Here is an 18,685-nt window from a genome sequence, read left to right on the forward strand (position 1 = left end):
GAACGGCTTAACGTAAATCGCAGGGATGATCCGAGGCTCAAAACCCATCTTGCGCAAGGTGCGGCTGACAAAATGGGCGCTGAGGCAAGCCTCCATACCCACGATACAGCGCGGCAGCTGTTCAAAAGTCGCGACCAACGCTAGCCGCTTTATCTGCTTGCGCAGGACACGCTGTCCTGCCGGGTCGAAACCCACCAAATGAAATGTGTCTTTACCAATATCGATGCCAACAGACATCAGTTCATCAAATTCAATCTTCGCCATGCTACTTCTCCTATATGCAGGTGAAACTAAGCTCAGTCTAACCTGCTGGGTGAAGCAGCCGGTACATCCCATTAGCCGACATTGGCCAGTGGTCCGGGATGCGGCAATGCAGCGCGTCAAACCGGACACTGCGGTCCCCAAATTTCCTATTTTTCTGACTTCGCAATTCCTTGACGAAACATTTGTTCCGTTGATGGTAGTCCGCCGACACGTGCCTTTTGTTCATCTGACATTTTGTCAGTGAGGCGCCTCACGGCGTTTCCAAATTCACTGGCCCGCTTTGAAATATAGGTATCCAAATCGGCGAACGGTTTTGCATCGGTGCAGAATGCATATGATTTTTGCCAGCCGTAAATCTTCCTCCCCAATCCGTCCAAAGTCGCGCTTGAAGCAAGCTTTGGGTCGAGATTCTTACCTTCTTGAGCGAAGGCTTTGATCGCGCGATGTGACATTGAAAGTGTTTCATTTACATCGTCTTTCAGCCGCTGAATTGATTGCGAACTCGGAACACATCTGTTGGGCTGCAGCGTGCAACCCAAGAAACCGAATGACTGCGAACAATCTCCGGTTGCCGCTTTGTCAGAGCCTTTCGAGGGTTGGTAAAGCCTGAAGCCAAGCCGACCCAGATGGCTTTTCGCCAAATCTATGGCTTTGCTAAGCTCAGAGGCGGTTTCAGACACGATAATAATGTCGTCGATGTAGCGAACAGCCGCCACATTTAGTTGATTGATTTCGTGGTCCATATCGAAGAGTAAAATATTTCCAGCAAATGCTGATAACGACGAACCCTGAGCGACCCCATGCCCGTTCGATGGAAACAAAGATGCGTAACCCTTGAGTTCCTCTGAGTTTGCCAAATGGACTTCTAGACCTTTCGCAAACAGGTCAGAAAGAGCATCGTCTTTCGTTTCGTCGCGAACGAATTTGATAACTGGGTCGACTGGAATGTCCGTAAAGAATGCTTTGATATCCGATCTATAATAGTGCTTGGCACCGTTATTCATCGCTCCCATTATCAGATCTATTGCCGGTCCGACGCCGCCATATGGTTTGATTAGACCTCCAACTCCAAAAGCTGAGGTATTGACGTCATTGATTTTACCCAAGGCAGGGTCTCTTACCGTTTGGTGTCGCGTGTCTATATCACGGACATCACGGGCTGACCTTGGCTGAAGCACCTGTAGAATGGCTCGTTGTACAATTCTGTTTTTGAGCGTCGCAATGGCAATTGGGCGAGGGTCTTTCCCAACCTTCTCGCGGCTTTTTTGGTCAGCGAGAACGCCAAGAACTTCATCGAACTGGAATTTACCAGTGCGCAGCTGGTCAATACTGCGACGAATATGCCGCTGGTGTTGATGTTCAAATTCCGCTGCTGCACCACGAATTTCTCCGTTAGCAGAATTCAATGCGCTGCGCTTTACATGTCGCCATGCGGCGAACATGTTACTTTCGGTTCGAACCCTGTCACACAGCTTGCCCATAGATATTCTCCGGTTCGGTCCCCCGTGCATGCACACCCGACCGTTGATAGGCACTCATCCACTGCGCTCTGATATTCCGAGACTACAGACACCTTGGCAGCAAATGCCACTTCGGCGATGTCACCGTGACGCGCGATCCGCATGGACAGGGCCAGCTTCACGTCGGACGCCATCGAGACAATGGACGCTGCGGCAAGTACGCAAGCGCACATGCCGGTTAGCCAGCTCCAAAGAGCCGGTTTTTCGGGGCAATTTCACACATTTCTCCGCCTTCCACCTTAAAGGTTTTTGGACGCTGTCAAGCGCTTTCCGCCCCGGCCCGGCCCGCCGCGTAGAATGCTTATCTGCTGCTTGGGGGCCAAAACTTAGGACACTCACAGCTTCAAGAGCAACGGTCAGGCTCAGGTCATCCACTGCGCTCTGATATTCCGAGACTACAGACACCTTGGCAGCAAATGCCACTTCGGCGATGTCACCGTGACGCGCGATCCGCATGGACAGGGCCAGCTTCACGTCGGACGCCATCGAGACAATGGACTACCTTATACTATGGGTATGCGACTCCACAATATCAAGATGGTGTTGGTGAATTTTTTGGAGCTCCCTCTTGGAGCCGGTTCAGTTAGGGTGCGTAAGGCGCACAAAGCGCCTTACGCCAATGGATCGAGGTGGAGAACGCCATCGCCGCTGCTACACTAACTCCTGCCGCCCAAACAGTATCAAAAAAATGGGTAACAATCGCAGTTGGTTTCGTCAGTAGTCGCTTTGTTTTGCAGAACTTCGTTTTTGAGTCTTCAGTCTTTTTGTCCATGGCATTCTCCTTCAAATAGGTGTTTCCCAAATGAAAAACGGCCAAAAGAACGACAAGAACTAGCGCAACAGCAGGATTCGAACCTGCCCCGATCCCCGAAGGTCGAGTTAGTTCTGATATAGCTAGAGTAACTGATTATTTCAAGTGAACCTAAACAATGAAACTCCGTGTTCAGCGTGGCATCTAATGTCCGCTTCATAAAAATTAGCCCTAGACAAGCATGGCTGCAGCGTACTTCCGCTTTCCGCCCTTAGACTTCCGTGTTAGCATAAGGCGTCTAGACGCCCTTTTAAATTGCACCAGTGGGCTTCTCCCTTGACGTCCTAGCTGAGCTCGCCCTAGTGGGCGTCTGAAAGTTGCCAGTCCATTTTTCACGACACTTGACCACAAAGCGCCTCAACGCAAACCGCGCGCAACACAGCTCTGATCCTCCGTAGACCTCAACTATCGGAGGAGGGTCGGGGCGTCCTATACACCCCCTTGTTCCTGTATACACTTACTGACACCCCAAAACTGAAACATTTCAGCCATCAAATGCGAAGATATTGCGTCAAGTTATTTTTCCCATCGTTTCTTTTTTTTAAAAAAATACCCCGAAATGAGGAGAACAAAGCACGTTCCCTTGTATACGGTTAATGACACCCCCTGATTGAAATATTAGCTAAATCTTAGCATTTAATTGTCAGGGAATCCGCCTCTGGCTATCTTTGTCCCAAGTTAGATTGCATGGGCGCTAGTGCACATTCAGCCGAATGGATGCGCGAGCGAACTTGGACAAAGGAACCTGTAAGGTAAACCCAGATGGCACAGACTACGATTGAACAAAAAGCACTACGCTTACTAAACGCCTTTGAGCGCGCTGGAAAATCAGTTGGGCGTGTCACAGTTGACGGAAAAAAGATCGAATTGGTCTTGGTTGAACTTCCTACAGTCGATGAATTTGAGAGAGTAAATATGCGCCATGGCAAAACGTGAGCTTCCAAAACATGTATATCGGCAACGCAATGGCCTCTATTTCCAGAGGCGCGGCTGGCCTTCCTTAAAGTTCAAGCATGAGTTTGGCTCACCTGAATTCTGGCAGGAATACTCCGATATTCTTGCGGGAATGGTGAAGCCAAAAGTGGTAACGTCGCGGACCTTCAAAGCATTGGTTGCGAGCTACATTAAGTCTCCTCGCTATAAGAACCTCAAGCTGCGCACGGCATTGGATTACGACAAGTATCTAGAGTTCTTCATTTCGATCATGGCAGATGCCAACCCTGCCAAAATGCAGCGTAAAGACGTTATTCGTTTACGCGATTCCAACGCAGAAAAAGCTTATTTCGCCAACTACTCCTTACGCGTCCTGCGTATATTAATGGAGCATTGCGTTGATTTAGGTTGGCGTGAAGCAAACCCTGCAAAAGGCGTGCCCGAAATTAAAACAAAGAAAACCGAGCGCAGCCCGTGGCCTCAAGAATTGCTAGAGGTCTACAGGGCGAGCTGTCCACTTGGTGGGCGTGAGCGTTTGGTCATGGAATTGTGCGTAGGGACAGGACAGCGCATTGGCGATGTACTGGAGATGCGTTGGTCAGATATTCAAGATGGATCAGTTTTCGTTAAGCAAAATAAAACCAATAAAGAGCTTTGGGTTCCTATTCTGCCAGAGCTTCAAGTTGCACTGGATGCTGCAAGTCGCCATTCGGTATTTCTGCTCACTAATGAAAAGGGCACAAACCGCTGGTCCTATAGCGGCGCATCGCAAGCTGTTCGAAAAGTTAGAGAGGCGCTCAATGCGCTCGACTACGATATTCACAGCTGGCGCTATAACGCTGCCTGCGAATTGCTAGAGGCGGGATGTGATGATGATCTCATTGCTGCCGTTACAGGGCAAAGTTCTGCGATGGTGAGTCACTACACCAAACAAGTTCGCCAGAAATATCGAGCACAACAGGCACAGCAAAAGAGAACGGAACAAAAACAGAATGTTTAGACATTTGTTTAGACTTTAAATCATTGCTAGGCTCAAAGCCTTCTAAGTCATTGAAAGTAAATGGAGGCGAGTATGAGAATCGAACTCATGTACACGGATTTGCAATCCGCTGCGTAACCACTCCGCCAACTCGCCTCGTTGTGGTTGAGCGGGGTTTATACCAAGGCTGTGGGGGGTGCAAGACGCCAAATGTATCTATTCGCATGTTGCCGAAAGCCGCGCGATATGGCACTAACGCAAAGATTCCTATGTGAACGAAAGAGTTCAGCTCATGACAGATTTTGCAAAACTTCGCACCATGATGGTCGACACGCAGGTGCGCCCCTCTGATGTGACCAAATTCCCAATCATTGAAGCGATGCTGACAGTGGCGCGCGAAAACTTTGTGCCAGCAGCACAGCGCGAGGCGGCTTATGTTGGGGAACATGTTGTCCTTGGCGACCGCCGCGTTGTTTTGGATCCGCGTGTGCTTGCCAAAATGCTTGATATTCTCGACATCCAAAACGACGAATTGGTGCTCGATATCGGTGTTGGCCTTGGATATTCGTCTGCCGTGATTGCGCGCATGGCGCAAGCTGTGATTGCTGTTGAAAGCAACGAGGCTTGGGCGTCCGATGCCGCAGCTGCATTGTCTGATGCCGGTGCTGATAATGTTGTTGTCGAAGTGGCCGCTTTGGCTGCTGGCGCACCGCAGCACGGGCCGTATGATGCAATCGTTTTGCAAGGAGCAGTAGAAGACATTCCTGCTGCAATTTTAGACCAAGTTAAAGATGGTGGACGCATTTGTGCAATTTTCCTTGATGGAAGTCTTGGAATTGTGCGTATGGGGTACAAGATAAAAGGGAAGTTCACGTGGCGCATGGCGTTCAACGCGACGGCGCCTGTGCTTCCTGGTTTTGAAGCGGAGCGTGCATTCGCGCTGTGACGTTGGGATAACGCTTGGGGTTAAAACTGCCACAGCGTTCAAATAAATTAAGGCAGGCAAATGCGAATAACCTTTGGCATAAAACGAACCATTACAGCGAGTCTTTTGGCTCTTGGAACAGCGATTACACCTTTGGCGCTTTCGGCCGAAACTTTGGGTGATGCACTGGCATCTGCGTATAAAAGTTCCGGCTTACTTGAACAAAACCGTGCCAACCTGCGCGCAACAGACGAAGGCGTGGCATCGGCTTTGGCTGGGATGCGACCATCGCTTGGGTACAGTGCCAGCAGTGGGTATTCGTCGACCACCGAAGAGTGGACGAACGCGTTGACGTTTTCTGCCAGCATGACTGTGTTCACTTTTGGCCGTAACAAACTTAACGTGGATGCGGCAAAAGAAACCGTTTTGGCGACACGTGCCTCTTTGGTTTCTATTGAACAAGACGTGCTTGGAGATGCCGTATCTGCCTATATGGATGTGCGTTACAATGAAGCGCAGTCCAATTTGCGCCAAAACTCTGTGCGGTTGATGCAGCAAAACTTGCGCGCCGCCAAAGACCGCTTTGAAGTCGGTGAAATCACACGCACTGCGGTTAGCCAAGTTGAGGCCCAATTGGCCACAGCCCGCGCGCAGCTTGCCGCAGCGCAAGGTCAAGTGACCGCGTCACGTGAAAGCTATAAAGTGGCTATCGGCAATTACCCGTCAAAATTATCCAGCCCCCCCACCGTTAAAAACCCAGCACGCTCCGCAGACGAAGCTGTGCGCATTGCAACCAGTGGGCACCCAGCGATTAAAGCGCTGCAACACCGCATTGCGGCACTTGATCTCGCTGTCGAGATTGCAGAGCGCGGTCTTTTGCCAACTGTTTCCGCCAGTGCATCGCATAAGATCAGCGAAGGGGACGAGACGGATGCCTTTGGTTTGACTGCAAGTGGGACAATCTATGCGGGCGGACAGCTTTCTTCCTCTATTCGCACAGCAATGGCCAACCGCGATGCTGCACGGGCGAATTTGCACACAACTGCGCGCCAGATCGAGCAAGGCGTGCGCACCGCGTGGTCTATGTTGACTGTGACTCGTGCATCATCTGAAGCAACCGCCGCATCGGTGACCGCCCAGCGTGTGGCCTATCAAGGTGTGAAAGAAGAAGCCGAACTTGGTGCCTCCACAACGCTTGATGTTTTGGAAGCGGAGCAAGATTTGCTTGATGCACAAGTATCTGCCATTCAGGCGCGCATCGATAATGAAAGCGCCGTTTTCTCATTGCTCAGCGCGATGGGGCTTTTGACTGTAGATCACTTGAAACTCAATGTGCCTGTCTATGATCCTGCAGCCTATTACAACGCAGTGAAAACAGCGCCAACGCGCTTTGTTAGCCCTGAAGGCGATAAGCTTGATCGTGTCTTGCAGGCGCTTGGCCGCAACTAAATCGGTGTCACAATTTGGCATTAAATCCGCTCAGAGGCTCTGGGCGGATTTTCTATTTGTTGTGTGTCGAGGCGAAGCTGTCTACCATTGACAGTAGAATTTTAAGGGAATCGGAATGTCTGATCCAATGACAAATATGGGCGCGGATGACGTGCTTGCGTCAATCCGCAGGTTGGTGTCAGAAACGTATGATCCAAAGCTGCGTCAGAAAACACCCGAACGCGTGCCTGATCGTTTGGTTTTGTCGCCAGATTTGCGTGTTGTCGAGGGCCGCAGCGATGCGTCTGTTTTCGTGGAACAAAGCGATCCCCAAGCAAAGCCAGCACCGACTGCGGCGCCGTTCATGCTGAAAACGCAAGTTGCAAAAGACGCTCCTGTTGGGGACACAGTGCAAAAACCGGTAAAAACGCAGTCTGATGGTGCTGGGACTGCTGATGCACTTTTTGAGACGATGAACGCCAAAATCGCAGCGTCGTCGGAGCAAGAGAACGATAGAGACGCGACCAAGGCGGCACCGTTTACGATAGATGCCAAACTGGATGTGCAGAGCCAAAAGTGGCCTTCGGAATTCGATGATATTCCAAATGCACAGGCTGCAGATCATGCGGCCAAACTGTCGCTTGAGCAGCGTATTGCAGAACTTGAAAGCGCAGTTGAATCGCAGGTTCAAGATTGGGATTCCGATGGATCTGACGATTTCGACGATGCTGCAGCGCATGGGGTTTCACAGGCTTTTGCCCAGTCTGGCGCGCGCGTTTTGAATTTTCGCAGTGCAGAGCTTGCTCCTCATATTCAGCCTGCGCCAGCAGGTAGTATAGGTCACACTGCAACGCCAACCACTGTGTTTGAGGATGCAGTAAAGGCCGAGACACACGTTTCAGATGATTTGCATCGTACGCTGGATCGCACGGTTCAGGCCGATCATAACACCAACATACCAGTGCCTGAAACGCAGGACGATGCCCTACAGGGGCCTGTTGACGATGACTTGCCGCTTGCAGGTTATTCAAGTGACGAGTTGCTTGATGAAGACACGTTGCGCGACATGGTGACCGATGTCATTCGTCAAGAATTGCAAGGCGCTTTGGGCGAACGCATCACGGCTAACGTGCGCCGTTTGGTGCGCCGCGAAGTGCGGCGTGCGATGACCTTGCGTGAATTCGACTGATTAAACGTCACCCGCCAATGCGATTAACTGATTGATATCGATATGCGATTCCATGTGCATCGCTAGTGCATCAAGTGTTTTGTCTATGTCGTATTCAAAGTCATCCAACCTGTCGGTTAACCCAAACTGCGCCAGATAGCCGTGACGGAACGCATCCGAGGCAAACAGCCCGTGCAAATAGCATCCTTTGATGCGCTTAGATGCGGATTGTGCGCCCTCAAGACGTCCTTCGACCTCAAGCCAGGCCTGTTCACAATCTGGTCCGTTTGTTTGGCCAATATGAATTTCATAGGCGTTGAAGGTTGTGCCCGTCGCGGTATCTGTCGCGGTGATTTCGGCCAAGCGTTTGTCGTCGGTCATCTCGGTTGTCACGTCTAATAGACCAAGGCCCGCATGGCGCCCCGCGATGCCTTCCAGACCGTCTAGATCATCTATCCAAGTGCCAAGCATCTGATATCCTCCGCAAATCCCCAGAACATGCCCGCCACGACGCACATGAGACATGATGTCGATGTCCCATCCTTGGGCGCGCAGATAGGCTAGATCAGCGATGGTGGATTTCGTGCCGGGCAGCAAGATAAGCGTGGCATCTGCGGGCAGGGGGTGGCCTGCTTCGACAATTTCAATTGTGACATTTGGCTCGCTGGCCAAAGGATCAAGGTCGTCGAAATTAGCAATACGCGACAGGCGCGGCACGGCGATTTTGATATGGCCTGTGCCGCTTGACGCGATGTCCATAATGTCTTCGGCAGGCAGTTTATGCGCCTCGGAAAACCACGGGATTGTGCCTAAATCAGTCCAACCCGTGTGATCCACAATGGCTTTGGCTCCATCGCTGAACAGGCTGACGTCGCCACGAAATTTATTCACGGCAAAGGCTTTGATCCGGTCACGATCCTGAGGTGGTAACACAGTGTGGGTGCCGACGATTTGCGCGATAACGCCGCCACGATCTATATCACCAATCAAAATTACTGGCACATTTGCAGCCTCGGCAAAGCCCATGTTTGCGATGTCACCGTGGCGTAAGTTGATCTCAGCGGGGCTGCCAGCGCCCTCAATGATGATAAAGTCTACATTTGCGGCAAGTCTTTGAAAGCTTTGTAAGACGGCAGGCATAAGTGTTGATTTCATCTTGCCATAGTCGCGGGCTTTCATCGTCGCGACTCGTTTGCCATGCACAACGACCTGCGCGCCAACGTCGCTTTCAGGCTTGAGCAAAACGGGGTTCATATCGGTGTGGGGTTTCAGACCACAGGCCCGCGCTTGTAACGCCTGCGCGCGGCCTATTTCGCCGCCGTCTGATGTGACGGCTGCATTGTTGGACATGTTCTGCGGTTTGAACGGCGCGACTGTGTAGCCGCGTTGGGTCAGCGCACGTGCGATGCCTGCGACCAACATGGATTTACCGACATTGCTGCCGGCGCCTTGGATCATGATCGCTTTTGTCATAGCTGCCCTTATGCGTTTGATGTGTTCTACTGTGAATTGAGAGCGGCTGAAAGTGGGATCAATCGTCGTTTGGCCCACGACGTTTGATGTCAGTATAGGGCGTGCCATCCAAATGTTTATAAAAGGATTGCGCCTCCATATCGGCTATTAAATCCAGACCGGGATAAAGGGCGCGTTCGCCTGTGACCCGTGATCCGACTTCTAAGATCACAACATCTTTATCAGTCCGGTTCTGTAAACAATGCGCGATATCGACGCCAGCCTTGAAACCTGCGCAATCTCCGGGGGCGAGCGGTTCTTCGGAGTTGCCGTAAATGAGCGTTGGATGCCCCTCTATAATATAGACGAATTCATCTTCTTTCTCGTGCCAATGGGGCATGGCAGACCATGTGCCTGGTGCGAGCCGCGTGATATTGACGCCGAATTGATCAAGCCCCACAGCATCGCCCAAGGCACGTTTTTCACGCGCTTTGGTGTTTTTATGAAAAGGTGGGGGATAGAGCGTGCCGATTTTCGCAGGGATCGCTGAAATATCGATTTTACCGCCGCGTTTGGTGTCTGTCATGAAATGCCTCCAATCAGGTAAGGCGAGTATGACGCAACGCAGGCCTGCCGTAAAACGAAAGACGCGCCAGGTTTCCCATGGCGCGTCTTTAGTAAGAAATGGCAGTTTCTTTAAGGAGTTACGCAGCTTCAGCTTGTTGAGCGTTGCGGCGTTCACTTTCCTCGCGGGACAACGCAACAGATGTGCGGATACCCTTAGATACAAAGTCCATCAAGCCAGACACAACCCGCTCGTTGGGGTCGATGCCAGAGCATGACAAAACTTCGCGCCCGTCACGAGACCGTGCCCAACGGGCGATCTGTTCAGGGCCATTGCCGTATTTCTTGTTATCAGCAATCGCGTCATCCAACGCAGCAAGTACAACGGCAGCAAAAAGTTTGCGGGCACGTTGGCCTTGTTCGTAATTGAATGCGGAGCCATCAACGAAATCAGCCATGGTTTGTCCTTGTTTTATTGGTCTTGTCTTTTCGGCGTAAGGTGCCTTATGACATGTTCGTTCTGATTCGGATACAGTCGTTTTGCATGTCTGTTATGCGCTTAGTGCATAGGTTGTGCATTGTTAGATCCCATATCCGCGCCTTGCGCCGTCAAGACTGTCCAGATATAGGGTGGCATAAGTAAAATTCAACCTTTAGCGCGGGTGTGCACATGCCAAAAATCAACGGTAACGAAATCCGTCCAGGAAACACTCTTGAACATGAGAATGGTTTGTGGGTCGCTGTCAAAGTCGATCACGTCAAGCCAGGTAAAGGCGGCGCCTTTGCTCAAGTGGAAATGAAAAACTTGCGCGATGGTCGCAAGTTGAATGAACGGTTCCGCTCAGCCGATAAAGTAGAACGGGTGCGTCTTGAGCAAAAAGACCAGCAGTTTTTGTATGAAAATGATGGCATGTTGGTGTTCATGGACACTGAGACGTACGAACAGGTGGAATTGCCTGCGGATTTGCTGGGCGATCGTCGTCCGTTTTTGCAAGATGGCATGACCGTTGTGATTGAATATCACGATGTTGAAGCGCTCAACGTGACTGTGCCGCAAAAAGTGAAATGCAAAGTGGTTGAAACCGAGCCTGTGGTCAAAGGTCAGACAGCTGCGAATTCATTCAAGCCAGCGATTTTGGACAACGGCGTCAAAGTCATGGTGCCACCTTTTGTGGGGCAAGACGAAGACATCATCGTCAACACAGAATCCATGGAATATTCAGAGCGCGCTTAAATTAAGCCGCTGATGGTTTTAAAGGTCGCCTTTGGGCGGCCTTTTTTGTTTAGTGGTCCAAAGATGACAGGAGACCCCATGTCCCATTCCACACAAAGTTCCGATGGCACGATCCGCTGCAACTGGGCGCATGGCGCGCCTGACTATCCATTTTATCAAGTCTATCACGATACGGAGTGGGGCTTTGTGCAAGGCAACGATCAACGCCTGTTTGAAAAGCTGTGTTTAGAGGGCTTTCAATCGGGTTTGAGTTGGCGGACGATATTGGCCAAACGCGAGAATTTTCGCGCCGCTTTCGATGATTTCGATTTCCATAAGATCGCCATGTATACCGAAGACGACGTTGAACGGCTGGTGCAAGATGCTGGTATCATTCGTCATCGCGGCAAAATCAATGCCACGATCAACAACGCGAAACGGGCGATTGAGATGCTTGAGACTGAGGGCACTTTGGCGGCGTATATCTGGGGGTTTGAGCCAAGTGTGCAAGAACTGTCCGAGCTTGAATATCCTGCTGCGACATCGCCGTCGTCAGTTGCTTTGTCGAAAGATCTCAAAAAACGTGGCTGGAAATTCGTTGGCCCAACAACGATGTACGCGTTTATGCAGTCTATGGGATTGGTGAATGATCACACGCCTGACTGCCATTGTCATGCGGCGTGTGAAGCACAAAGAGCGGCGTTTATCCGGCCCACGTCACCTTAGCGTCACCTGCTGTCATAAGGCCGCGCGCCCGATCAAAGCGCAGGTGCGCAATGGCGTGATTGCCGCTTTGGGTGAACAGCGTACCGGCCTCTTTGCCATCTTCAGTCAACAGCGGGGTGCCGACAGGGGCGTTGCCATCGATTTCAACGGTGGCAAGCCCTTTGCGCAGCTCTGTTTTGTGTTTCATCCGCGCGGTAATCTCTTGACCGACATAGCAACCTTTGCGAAAATCAACGCCGTTTAGGCGCTCAAAACCAGCCTCAAGTAGATAGGTGTCAGGTGTCAGCTCGATCCCCGTTTCTGGGATGCAGTGCGCGACACGAATCGCATCCCAATCGACATCCTCAGAGGGGCGTCCATCGTAGGCCCGCCAGCCCAAAGCCGCATGACGCGGATCGGCGTAGGCGCCAGTCGAAGCATCGCCGAGGCCACGCGACACGGTGCGATCCGTCATTTCAAGCGCAGCATTTGAACGCATTTTATACATGGTCAGACGTTTGAGCAGGGCTGGCGCTTCGTCCGCGCAGACATCAATCAAAATGGTATCGCCCTCAGGAATCACAAAGAAATCAACCATGAACTTGCCTTGTGGGGTCAAAAGCGCGGCATAGACGGCGTCTGTGTCCAGCTTACTCACATCATTGGACACCAAACCTTGCAAGAATTTAATACGGTCAGGGCCAGTGAGTGCAATGACACTGCGATGCGAAGCGGTTTGGGTCATGATCATTCCTTTGTTATCGCCGATCATATAGGTGTTTTTGCGAAAGACACCAGTGGCGGTACAGCAAAGGGGCCTCACGATGCGCGCACCGATATCAATCATTATCCCAACCTTGAACGCGGCACCGCAGTTGCCCGACACTTTGGCGCGGGTGATGGAAGGGTTGAACGCAGGGCTTGTCCGCGAATTGGTGATTTCGGATGGCGGGTCAAACGATGATATTAAAACGCTGGCCGCCGAAGTCGGGGCTACATTTGTAACTGGTCCGGCGGGGCGCGGTGGGCAGTTGAGCCGTGGTGCGACAGTCGCCCAGGGCGACTTGCTGTTGTTTTTGCATGCTGACACGTGGTTGCCCGAAGGCTGGTCTGACGCAGCGCTGGCGCATCTGCAAATAGAGCAAAACGCCTATGTGTTTTCGCTCGCATTTCGCGGCGGCGGCATCATGGCGCGGCTCACAGCGGGGTGGGCCAATCTGCGCACACGCTTGTTTGGTCTGCCATACGGGAACCAAGCGCTGTTGATTTCGCGCGCTTTGTTCGACGACATTGGCGGCTACCCAGATCAGCCCTTGATGGAAGATGTGGCCATAGCGCGCAAACTCAAAGGCCGTATCACGCTTAGTCCGCTTTGCGTCCAAACAGGCTCCGAACGTTACCAAAGAAACGGCTGGCTGCGCCAAGGGGCGTCGAATCTGTGGCGACTTGCGCGCTATCTGATGGGCGTGCATCCCGTGCAGCTACACCGTGACTATCGGTGATGGTTTTGCCGTCAGAATACTGCAAACGATACAGATCTGCGTAAAGTCCGCCACGTTCCAAAAGCTCTTCATGCGTGCCCTGATCCACAACGCGACCTTTGTCCATCACAACGATTTTATGAGCGCTGCGAATGGTGGACAGGCGGTGGGCGATAACCAACGTGGTGCGGCCTTTGGACAGTTTTTCAAGCGCTTCTTGCACGATCTTTTCAGACTGTGCATCCAGCGCTGATGTGGCTTCATCCAACAACAAAATAGGACGGTCCCGCAACACAGCACGCGCAATGGCCACACGCTGGCGTTGGCCGCCAGACAAAGCAGAGCCGCGTGGCCCAGCTAACGTGTCTAATCCTTGGTCTAAAGAGTTCACAAAGTCACTGACATGGGCCGTATCCATCGCTGCCTTAAGGGCGGCGTCGCTGACCTTTTGGCCCATGGTGATGTTGTCGCGAATGGTTTCATCAAACAACAAAGCATCTTGTGATACGACAGAATACAACCCGCGCAGATCGCTGAGGGCGAGATCGTGCAAAGCAACACCACCAAGGGTCAAATCACCACTTTTCGCATCGGCCAAACGTGTCAAAAGACTGAAGACTGTGGATTTACCGGCACCAGAGGCCCCGACCAATGCCGTGGTTTCACCCGCTTTGGCGGTGAATGACGCGCCGCGCAAAACAGGGGCGTCGGTGTACGAAAAGACAACGTCATTGAGCGCTATGTCAGCTTGTGCTGCTTGGCAGGCTAGTTTCACAGGCTTTTTCGGATCTTTGATAGTTGGTTTTTGCATGAAAACTTCATGCAAGCGTTCAATCGGTGCCATGGCTTGTTGCCACGTGCCTGCGGCCATTCCAAGACGTCTTGCAGGGTCAATCAGCATACCTATGGCAGTGAAAAACGACATAAATTCGCCAACGGATTTTTCGCCAGCAACAATTTCGCTGCCGCCGTAATAAAGCACGCCACAAAACCCAAAACCCGCGACCAGATCTATCAAGGCAGGCATCGCAGCTTGGCCGCGCACGGCGCGCAATTCTGTGCGTACATAGTTATTGATCGTTGCGCCAAAGCGCTGCGTTTCACGTTCTTCTGTACCTGACAATTTGATTGATGTGCTGCCGTGGTACACTTCATCAAGCCGATTGGAGACCAAAGACGACGTTTCGCGCGCAGAATAAGATGTGCGGCGCACTAGTTTTTGTAATCGTGAAATGGGCCAGACTAACAGTGGCACGGCCGATAGCACGATGAGTGTCCACAGCCAATCGGTGTAAAACGCCACCGCAAGCAACGATAGCAAGCCGATGATATCACGGCCAAGAGAGGTGAAAAGTTGTCCCCAAAGGCTTGAGATTTGTTGGCTGTCCCCGCGCGTGCGCTCGATCAGAACCCCCGGGGGATATTTGTGAAAAAACGGTCCATCTAGGGTTAAAACGTGTTTGATAAGCGCAATTTGAACCCGTGCAGATGTGCGCTGTTGGGCCATAGACATTAACACTCGTTGTGCAAAAGACGACAGGGCGCGGACCACAAAGACGCCAAAAATTGCAAAGGCCACCCAAACGGTTGAAGACGTGTTTTCCGTTGTCAGAATCGTATCGAACATAGGCTTGATCAGATAGCTGAGCGCCCCAAGCATCATGCCTTCTGCTGCCATAAAGCAAAACGCAGCCAGCAACGTGGGCATGGATTGACGCAAATATCCGCCCCAAAACCAGCTCATCAATGTTTTGGAGGACTTGGGTTGTCTTTGTATCTTGTCGCTCATTGAGAATCCTATTTTGACGCTGCGCTAGCCCTGTATCAATCAGACCCAGTGTGACGGGCACCAATTCGAAAAACTCTTACACAGTCAAGAGTGTTTCCAAAGCGGATTAAAGCTTGCAGCTATCTTATCGCGGTCGTAATGCGTTTCAAACCAGTCACGAATTGCAATTGGTCCGTGTGCTTTGATATCAGATTCGTAGCACGTCAGTAGGTGATCCAAAATTCCTGTTTTTGTGCACTTGAGATGCATGTAACGCAAACATAACTGCTTGCGCGCCTCATTCAAGCTCATACCTTTGACATGCAAAAGGTACAAGGCCGACACTAAACCTGCGCGGTCTGCCCCAGATTTACAGTGAAACAAAAAGGGCGGATTTAATGTGTCGAGCAGATCGAGAACTTTGAGATAGTTTTCTTTGGGGGCCACACTGCGTGCGTTCAAATTGGCAACGACCAATTCAATACCAAGTTCAGCGCAGCGTTGTTGTTCAAGTAGCATAAAACTCATCGGGTGCGCAGGGTGACCGCGCAAAGACAGGATCGTTTTGATGCCCATCCTTTTGTACCTTTTGATCCGGCGCGGTGAGGGTTGATTGGATCGCCATACCCCGGGGGCAATTTCCGATAGGTTTGTCCAGAGCCCACGCAAAAAGGCGTGATCGAACAGCTGAAAATGCACCAAAGCCAAACGGCGCGTGCGCAGTGTCGACACATCGTTTCCAAATGCGCCAACACGTCCGTAATTCAAATCTTTGAAATGCTGTTTTAGTGTCTTTGACATTGTGCCCCATTTGAGAAAATACAGCATGGGTTGATTAGCTATATTTGGGCCATGTACACGTTACAGCTTTGGCAATTATTTATGACACATATAATACTTTTGGGGGCTTTCCATCGCATCACTTTCGGTGAGGGAAAAGGTCAGATTGACCAATCGTTTTTCCAGCGCTACCCATAAGACTTGAATTTTTAGGATACGCTTATGTCTTTTGCCAACGGTCGTCACTATCTCGCTATTCCCGGTCCTTCTGTTATCCCTGATCCAGTGCTTCAGGCCATGCAACGCCCCGCCCCGAATATTTACACGGGCGAACTGGTGGAATTGACGCATGGGCTGGTGCCCGACCTGAAAACCATTGCAGGCACGCAGCAACATGTGGGCATGTATATCTCCAATGGGCATGGCCTTTGGGAAGCCGCTTTGACCAATATACTTTCGCGCGGGGATAAGATTCTTGTGTGTTTGACTGGCGAATTCGGTGTGGGTTGGGCGGATGTGGCCACGCAGCTGGGCGCACAAGTGCAAACACTTGATTTTGGTAAGAAATCACCCATTGATCCTGCTCAGGTCGAACAGGCGCTTCGGGCCGATACTGGCCACGATATCAAAGCTGTTCTCGTCACGCATGTCGATACAGCGACGTCTTTGCGCAATGATATTGATGGCGTGCGCAAGGCGATCGATGCCGCAGGCCACCCTGCGCTCTATGCGGTCGATTGTGTTGCCTCGATGGGGTGTGAACGCTTTGAAATGGATGCTTGGGGCGTGGATGTGGCCATCGCAGCCTCGCAAAAAGGTCTGATGACGCCTGCTGGAATGGGGTTCATTTGGGTGTCAGACAAGGCACTTGAGGTTGGACAATCCGCCAACATGCGCACGCCGTATTGGGATTGGAATTTGCGTACAAATCCTGTGCATTTGTATGAATTTTTCGGGGGCACGCCGCCAACACAACATCTGTATGGTTTGCGCAAAGCTGTAGATATGATGCTTGAAGAAGGCTTGGACAATATTTTTGCCCGTCATGCAGCTTTGGCTGGCGCATATTGGGCGGCGGCTGATGTGTGGGCGCAAGGCGGCGATTTGGTGCTGAACGTTCCAGATGCGCAGCATCGCTCACATGCTGTTACAGCGCTCAAACTCAACGAGCCAGATGGCACCCGTTTGCGTGACTGGTTGACCGAACATATGGGCATCACTTTGGGTATTCCGTTGGGCATGGCCCCTTGGGACACCGACGAATGGCACGGATATTTCCGTATCGGCCACATGGGGTATTTCAACGCGCAAATGGTTTTGGGCGTGATCGGTGCGATTGAGACAGCTTTTATCGCGCTTGATATCCCTCATGGGGCAGGGGGGGCGCGCGCTGCTGCCAAATTCCTAGCAAGTAAATCTGGGCAAACGCTTGCGCCAACTGACGCAAGCGCTTGTTGTAGCGACTAAGATTTATGCAATATCGCCGAGTGCCAAAGGCAGGCGCTCGGCCAACACATCAAGTTCTTGCGGCAAGCCGACCGACACACGAATACAGCGATCCAACGGCGCTTTGCCCGGCATACGCACAAAAACGCCACGCGCGTTGAGCGCCGCCATAAGGGCGCGGGCATGGTCGCCATCCTGACCACAGTCTATCGTCACAAAATTCGCGGCAGAGGGCAGGGGTGTCAACCCGTTGTCTTGTGCGATTTGTGCAATTCGAATGCGTCCTTGAGCAACTGTTTGCAGCGTTTCAGCCAAATAGGCAGCGTCGTGCAATGCAGCCAAAGCACCTGCTTGTGCCACGCGATTGACGCCGAAATGGTTGCGAATTTTATCAAAGCCGCTGACGATATCAGGGTGCGAAATGCCGTAGCCTATTCGCGCCCCAGCAAGGCCATAAGCCTTTGAAAATGTATGAAACCGTATGACGCGTGTGTCGGATGTATCGATCTGCGGTTGCGTGCTTTTGGGAGCGAATTCTGTATAAGCTTCGTCCAACACCATTAAGCAGTCTTTGGGCACAGCATTGATCATCGCTTGCACTGTCTCTGCGCTATGAGCGCTGCCCATGGGATTGTTCGGATTGGACAAGTACACAAGTTTCGCATTTACGTCATGCGCCTTGGCAATCAAAGCATCGGGGTCTTCAAAATCGCCCTTGTACGCCACTTTGTGCAGCACGCCGCCAACACCCGCGACGTGGTAATTGAACGTTGGATATGACCCATCAGATGTCACCACTGCGTCGCCCGCGCCCACATACAACCGCACCAATATGCCCAAAAGCCCGTCGATGCCTTCGCCGATGGTCAGGGCATCTGGCATCACGCCAAGATGTGTGGCCAATGCGCTGCGCAAAGGTTCATTTTCGGGCACGCCGTATTTCCAAATGCCGCTCAAAGCGTCTTGCATGGCGCGGATGGCGTTGGGCGAGGGGCCGAACGACAGCTCATTCGCACCAAGTCGTGCATCAAACGCCGCGCCGCGCAGGGCTTCCATGCTTTCTGGTGCGACAAAGGGAATGGTCGAAGGCAAGGATGCGGCAAGCGGGGTGAGGCGTGTATCTGTCATTGCGAATTTCTGCCTGAATGCAAGTTGCCCCGCAAGCCTGTTGCGCGGGGCGGTTGTTTTTCTTGGTTCAAATACTTAAAAAACGGGCGCGGAATAACCCCGCGCCCGTTTTGAAATCTT

17 protein-coding genes, 1 tRNA gene and 2 pseudogenes are annotated in these 18,685 nt (G+C 51.8%); 9 read left to right on the forward strand and 11 right to left on the reverse strand.

What is annotated here, in order from left to right; genetic code table 11:
• The 3 genes and pseudogenes from BM025_RS07690 to BM025_RS07710 all read right to left on the reverse strand — a co-directional run.
• Positions 1-264, reverse strand: a pseudogene (locus BM025_RS07690) (IS110 family transposase); the annotation flags it as partial.
• Between the two features lie 146 nt (positions 265-410).
• Entirely contained in the window at positions 411-1,745 is a 1,335-nt protein-coding gene (locus BM025_RS07695) for a reverse transcriptase domain-containing protein (protein WP_085849443.1), read from the reverse strand.
• A 622-nt stretch (positions 1,746-2,367) separates the two neighbouring features.
• Positions 2,368-2,556 (reverse strand): hypothetical protein, encoded by a 189-nt coding sequence (locus tag BM025_RS07710; protein ID WP_085849441.1) that lies wholly within the window; start codon positions 2,554-2,556, stop codon positions 2,368-2,370.
• An 801-nt stretch (positions 2,557-3,357) separates the two neighbouring features.
• On the opposite strand from BM025_RS07710, the gene BM025_RS19165 reads away from it, so the two are divergent.
• The gene (locus BM025_RS19165; RefSeq protein WP_170842150.1) at positions 3,358-3,531 is read left to right on the forward strand and encodes a hypothetical protein; all 174 of its coding nucleotides are present in this window, start codon (positions 3,358-3,360) and stop codon (positions 3,529-3,531) included.
• Positions 3,518-4,528 (forward strand): tyrosine-type recombinase/integrase, encoded by a 1,011-nt coding sequence (locus BM025_RS07715; protein ID WP_085849440.1) that lies wholly within the window; start codon positions 3,518-3,520, stop codon positions 4,526-4,528. The genes BM025_RS19165 and BM025_RS07715 overlap by 14 nt, the downstream gene beginning before the upstream one ends.
• A 61-nt stretch (positions 4,529-4,589) precedes the next feature.
• On the opposite strand, the gene BM025_RS07720 is transcribed toward BM025_RS07715, so the two are convergent.
• A tRNA-Cys gene (locus tag BM025_RS07720) sits at positions 4,590-4,663 on the reverse strand.
• A gap of 136 nt (positions 4,664-4,799) precedes the next feature.
• On the opposite strand from BM025_RS07720, the gene BM025_RS07725 reads away from it, so the two are divergent.
• The 3 genes from BM025_RS07725 to BM025_RS07735 all read left to right on the forward strand — a co-directional run bounded on the left by BM025_RS07725 (position 4,800) and on the right by BM025_RS07735 (position 8,049).
• Entirely contained in the window at positions 4,800-5,453 is a 654-nt protein-coding gene (locus BM025_RS07725; protein WP_085849439.1) for a protein-L-isoaspartate O-methyltransferase family protein, read from the forward strand.
• 105 nt (positions 5,454-5,558) lie between these two features.
• The gene (locus BM025_RS07730) at positions 5,559-6,881 is read left to right on the forward strand and encodes a TolC family outer membrane protein (RefSeq protein WP_244515553.1); all 1,323 of its coding nucleotides are present in this window, start codon (positions 5,559-5,561) and stop codon (positions 6,879-6,881) included.
• A 115-nt stretch (positions 6,882-6,996) separates the two neighbouring features.
• The gene (locus tag BM025_RS07735) at positions 6,997-8,049 is read left to right on the forward strand and encodes a hypothetical protein (protein ID WP_085849437.1); all 1,053 of its coding nucleotides are present in this window, start codon (positions 6,997-6,999) and stop codon (positions 8,047-8,049) included.
• Here BM025_RS07735 and BM025_RS07740 read toward each other — a convergent pair whose 3' ends face one another.
• The 3 genes from BM025_RS07740 to BM025_RS07750 all read right to left on the reverse strand — a co-directional run bounded on the left by BM025_RS07740 (position 8,050) and on the right by BM025_RS07750 (position 10,502).
• Positions 8,050-9,501, reverse strand: coding sequence for a cobyric acid synthase (locus tag BM025_RS07740; RefSeq protein WP_085849436.1), 1,452 nt, complete (start codon positions 9,499-9,501; stop codon positions 8,050-8,052).
• Positions 9,502-9,559: 58 nt separating this feature from the next.
• Positions 9,560-10,066, reverse strand: coding sequence for a cupin domain-containing protein (locus BM025_RS07745; RefSeq protein WP_085849435.1), 507 nt, complete (start codon positions 10,064-10,066; stop codon positions 9,560-9,562).
• 118 nt (positions 10,067-10,184) lie between these two features.
• On the reverse strand, positions 10,185-10,502 hold the full coding sequence (locus BM025_RS07750) for a DUF6280 family protein (protein ID WP_085849434.1): 318 nt from the start codon (positions 10,500-10,502) through the stop codon (positions 10,185-10,187).
• Between the two features lie 212 nt (positions 10,503-10,714).
• Between BM025_RS07750 and efp the strand changes: the two genes are divergently transcribed.
• Together efp and BM025_RS07760 are read left to right on the forward strand one after the other, a co-directional pair.
• Positions 10,715-11,278: an elongation factor P gene (gene efp / locus BM025_RS07755; protein WP_085849433.1), complete on the forward strand. Its 564-nt coding sequence runs from the start codon at positions 10,715-10,717 to the stop codon at positions 11,276-11,278.
• Between the two features lie 78 nt (positions 11,279-11,356).
• The gene (locus BM025_RS07760; RefSeq protein WP_085849460.1) at positions 11,357-11,983 is read left to right on the forward strand and encodes a DNA-3-methyladenine glycosylase I; all 627 of its coding nucleotides are present in this window, start codon (positions 11,357-11,359) and stop codon (positions 11,981-11,983) included.
• Here the strand turns inward: BM025_RS07760 and ygfZ are convergent.
• Positions 11,961-12,707 carry a CAF17-like 4Fe-4S cluster assembly/insertion protein YgfZ gene (gene ygfZ, locus BM025_RS07765; RefSeq protein ID WP_085849459.1) on the reverse strand — a complete coding sequence of 249 codons (747 nt, stop codon included), beginning with the start codon at positions 12,705-12,707 and terminating at the stop codon, positions 11,961-11,963. The genes BM025_RS07760 and ygfZ overlap by 23 nt on opposite strands.
• 79 nt (positions 12,708-12,786) lie before the next feature.
• Between ygfZ and BM025_RS07770 the strand changes: the two genes are divergently transcribed.
• Positions 12,787-13,464, forward strand: coding sequence for a TIGR04283 family arsenosugar biosynthesis glycosyltransferase (locus BM025_RS07770; protein ID WP_085849432.1), 678 nt, complete (start codon positions 12,787-12,789; stop codon positions 13,462-13,464).
• Positions 13,465-13,705: 241 nt separating this feature from the next.
• Here the strand turns inward: BM025_RS07770 and BM025_RS07775 are convergent.
• A pseudogene (locus tag BM025_RS07775) lies at positions 13,706-15,232 on the reverse strand (ABC transporter ATP-binding protein); the annotation flags it as partial.
• An 84-nt stretch (positions 15,233-15,316) separates the two neighbouring features.
• A complete protein-coding gene (locus BM025_RS07780; protein ID WP_170842151.1) occupies positions 15,317-16,012 on the reverse strand; it encodes a phosphatase domain-containing protein in 696 nt (231 codons plus the stop codon).
• 201 nt (positions 16,013-16,213) lie between these two features.
• Here BM025_RS07780 and BM025_RS07785 point away from each other — a divergent pair, with 201 nt between their 5' ends.
• The gene (locus tag BM025_RS07785) at positions 16,214-17,458 is read left to right on the forward strand and encodes a pyridoxal-phosphate-dependent aminotransferase family protein (RefSeq protein ID WP_085849430.1); all 1,245 of its coding nucleotides are present in this window, start codon (positions 16,214-16,216) and stop codon (positions 17,456-17,458) included.
• 3 nt (positions 17,459-17,461) lie between these two features.
• Here the strand turns inward: BM025_RS07785 and BM025_RS07790 are convergent, their stop codons facing one another.
• Positions 17,462-18,565, reverse strand: coding sequence for a pyridoxal phosphate-dependent aminotransferase (locus BM025_RS07790; RefSeq protein ID WP_085849429.1), 1,104 nt, complete (start codon positions 18,563-18,565; stop codon positions 17,462-17,464).
• Between the last annotated feature and the right edge of the window lie 120 nt (positions 18,566-18,685).

This window comes from Pacificibacter marinus, from assembly GCF_900109555.1.
Taxonomy (GTDB): domain Bacteria; phylum Pseudomonadota; class Alphaproteobacteria; order Rhodobacterales; family Rhodobacteraceae; genus Celeribacter; species Celeribacter marinus_C.

What these genes read in the sequence shown, in the direction of transcription:
- BM025_RS07695 (WP_085849443.1), bottom strand. Translation starts at nt 1,745, where the DNA reads ATGGGCAAGCTGTGTGACAGGGTTCGAACCGAAAGTAACATGTTCGCC.
- BM025_RS07710 (WP_085849441.1), bottom strand. Translation starts at nt 2,556, where the DNA reads ATGGACAAAAAGACTGAAGACTCAAAAACGAAGTTCTGCAAAACAAAG.
- BM025_RS19165 (WP_170842150.1), top strand. Translation starts at nt 3,358, where the DNA reads ATGGCACAGACTACGATTGAACAAAAAGCACTACGCTTACTAAACGCC.
- BM025_RS07715 (WP_085849440.1), top strand. Translation starts at nt 3,518, where the DNA reads ATGGCAAAACGTGAGCTTCCAAAACATGTATATCGGCAACGCAATGGC.
- BM025_RS07725 (WP_085849439.1), top strand. Translation starts at nt 4,800, where the DNA reads ATGACAGATTTTGCAAAACTTCGCACCATGATGGTCGACACGCAGGTG.
- BM025_RS07735 (WP_085849437.1), top strand. Translation starts at nt 6,997, where the DNA reads ATGTCTGATCCAATGACAAATATGGGCGCGGATGACGTGCTTGCGTCA.
- BM025_RS07740 (WP_085849436.1), bottom strand. Translation starts at nt 9,501, where the DNA reads ATGACAAAAGCGATCATGATCCAAGGCGCCGGCAGCAATGTCGGTAAA.
- BM025_RS07745 (WP_085849435.1), bottom strand. Translation starts at nt 10,066, where the DNA reads ATGACAGACACCAAACGCGGCGGTAAAATCGATATTTCAGCGATCCCT.
- BM025_RS07750 (WP_085849434.1), bottom strand. Translation starts at nt 10,502, where the DNA reads ATGGCTGATTTCGTTGATGGCTCCGCATTCAATTACGAACAAGGCCAA.
- efp (WP_085849433.1), top strand. Translation starts at nt 10,715, where the DNA reads ATGCCAAAAATCAACGGTAACGAAATCCGTCCAGGAAACACTCTTGAA.
- BM025_RS07760 (WP_085849460.1), top strand. Translation starts at nt 11,357, where the DNA reads ATGTCCCATTCCACACAAAGTTCCGATGGCACGATCCGCTGCAACTGG.
- ygfZ (WP_085849459.1), bottom strand. Translation starts at nt 12,707, where the DNA reads ATGACCCAAACCGCTTCGCATCGCAGTGTCATTGCACTCACTGGCCCT.
- BM025_RS07770 (WP_085849432.1), top strand. Translation starts at nt 12,787, where the DNA reads ATGCGCGCACCGATATCAATCATTATCCCAACCTTGAACGCGGCACCG.
- BM025_RS07780 (WP_170842151.1), bottom strand. Translation starts at nt 16,012, where the DNA reads ATGTCAAAGACACTAAAACAGCATTTCAAAGATTTGAATTACGGACGT.
- BM025_RS07785 (WP_085849430.1), top strand. Translation starts at nt 16,214, where the DNA reads ATGTCTTTTGCCAACGGTCGTCACTATCTCGCTATTCCCGGTCCTTCT.
- BM025_RS07790 (WP_085849429.1), bottom strand. Translation starts at nt 18,565, where the DNA reads ATGACAGATACACGCCTCACCCCGCTTGCCGCATCCTTGCCTTCGACC.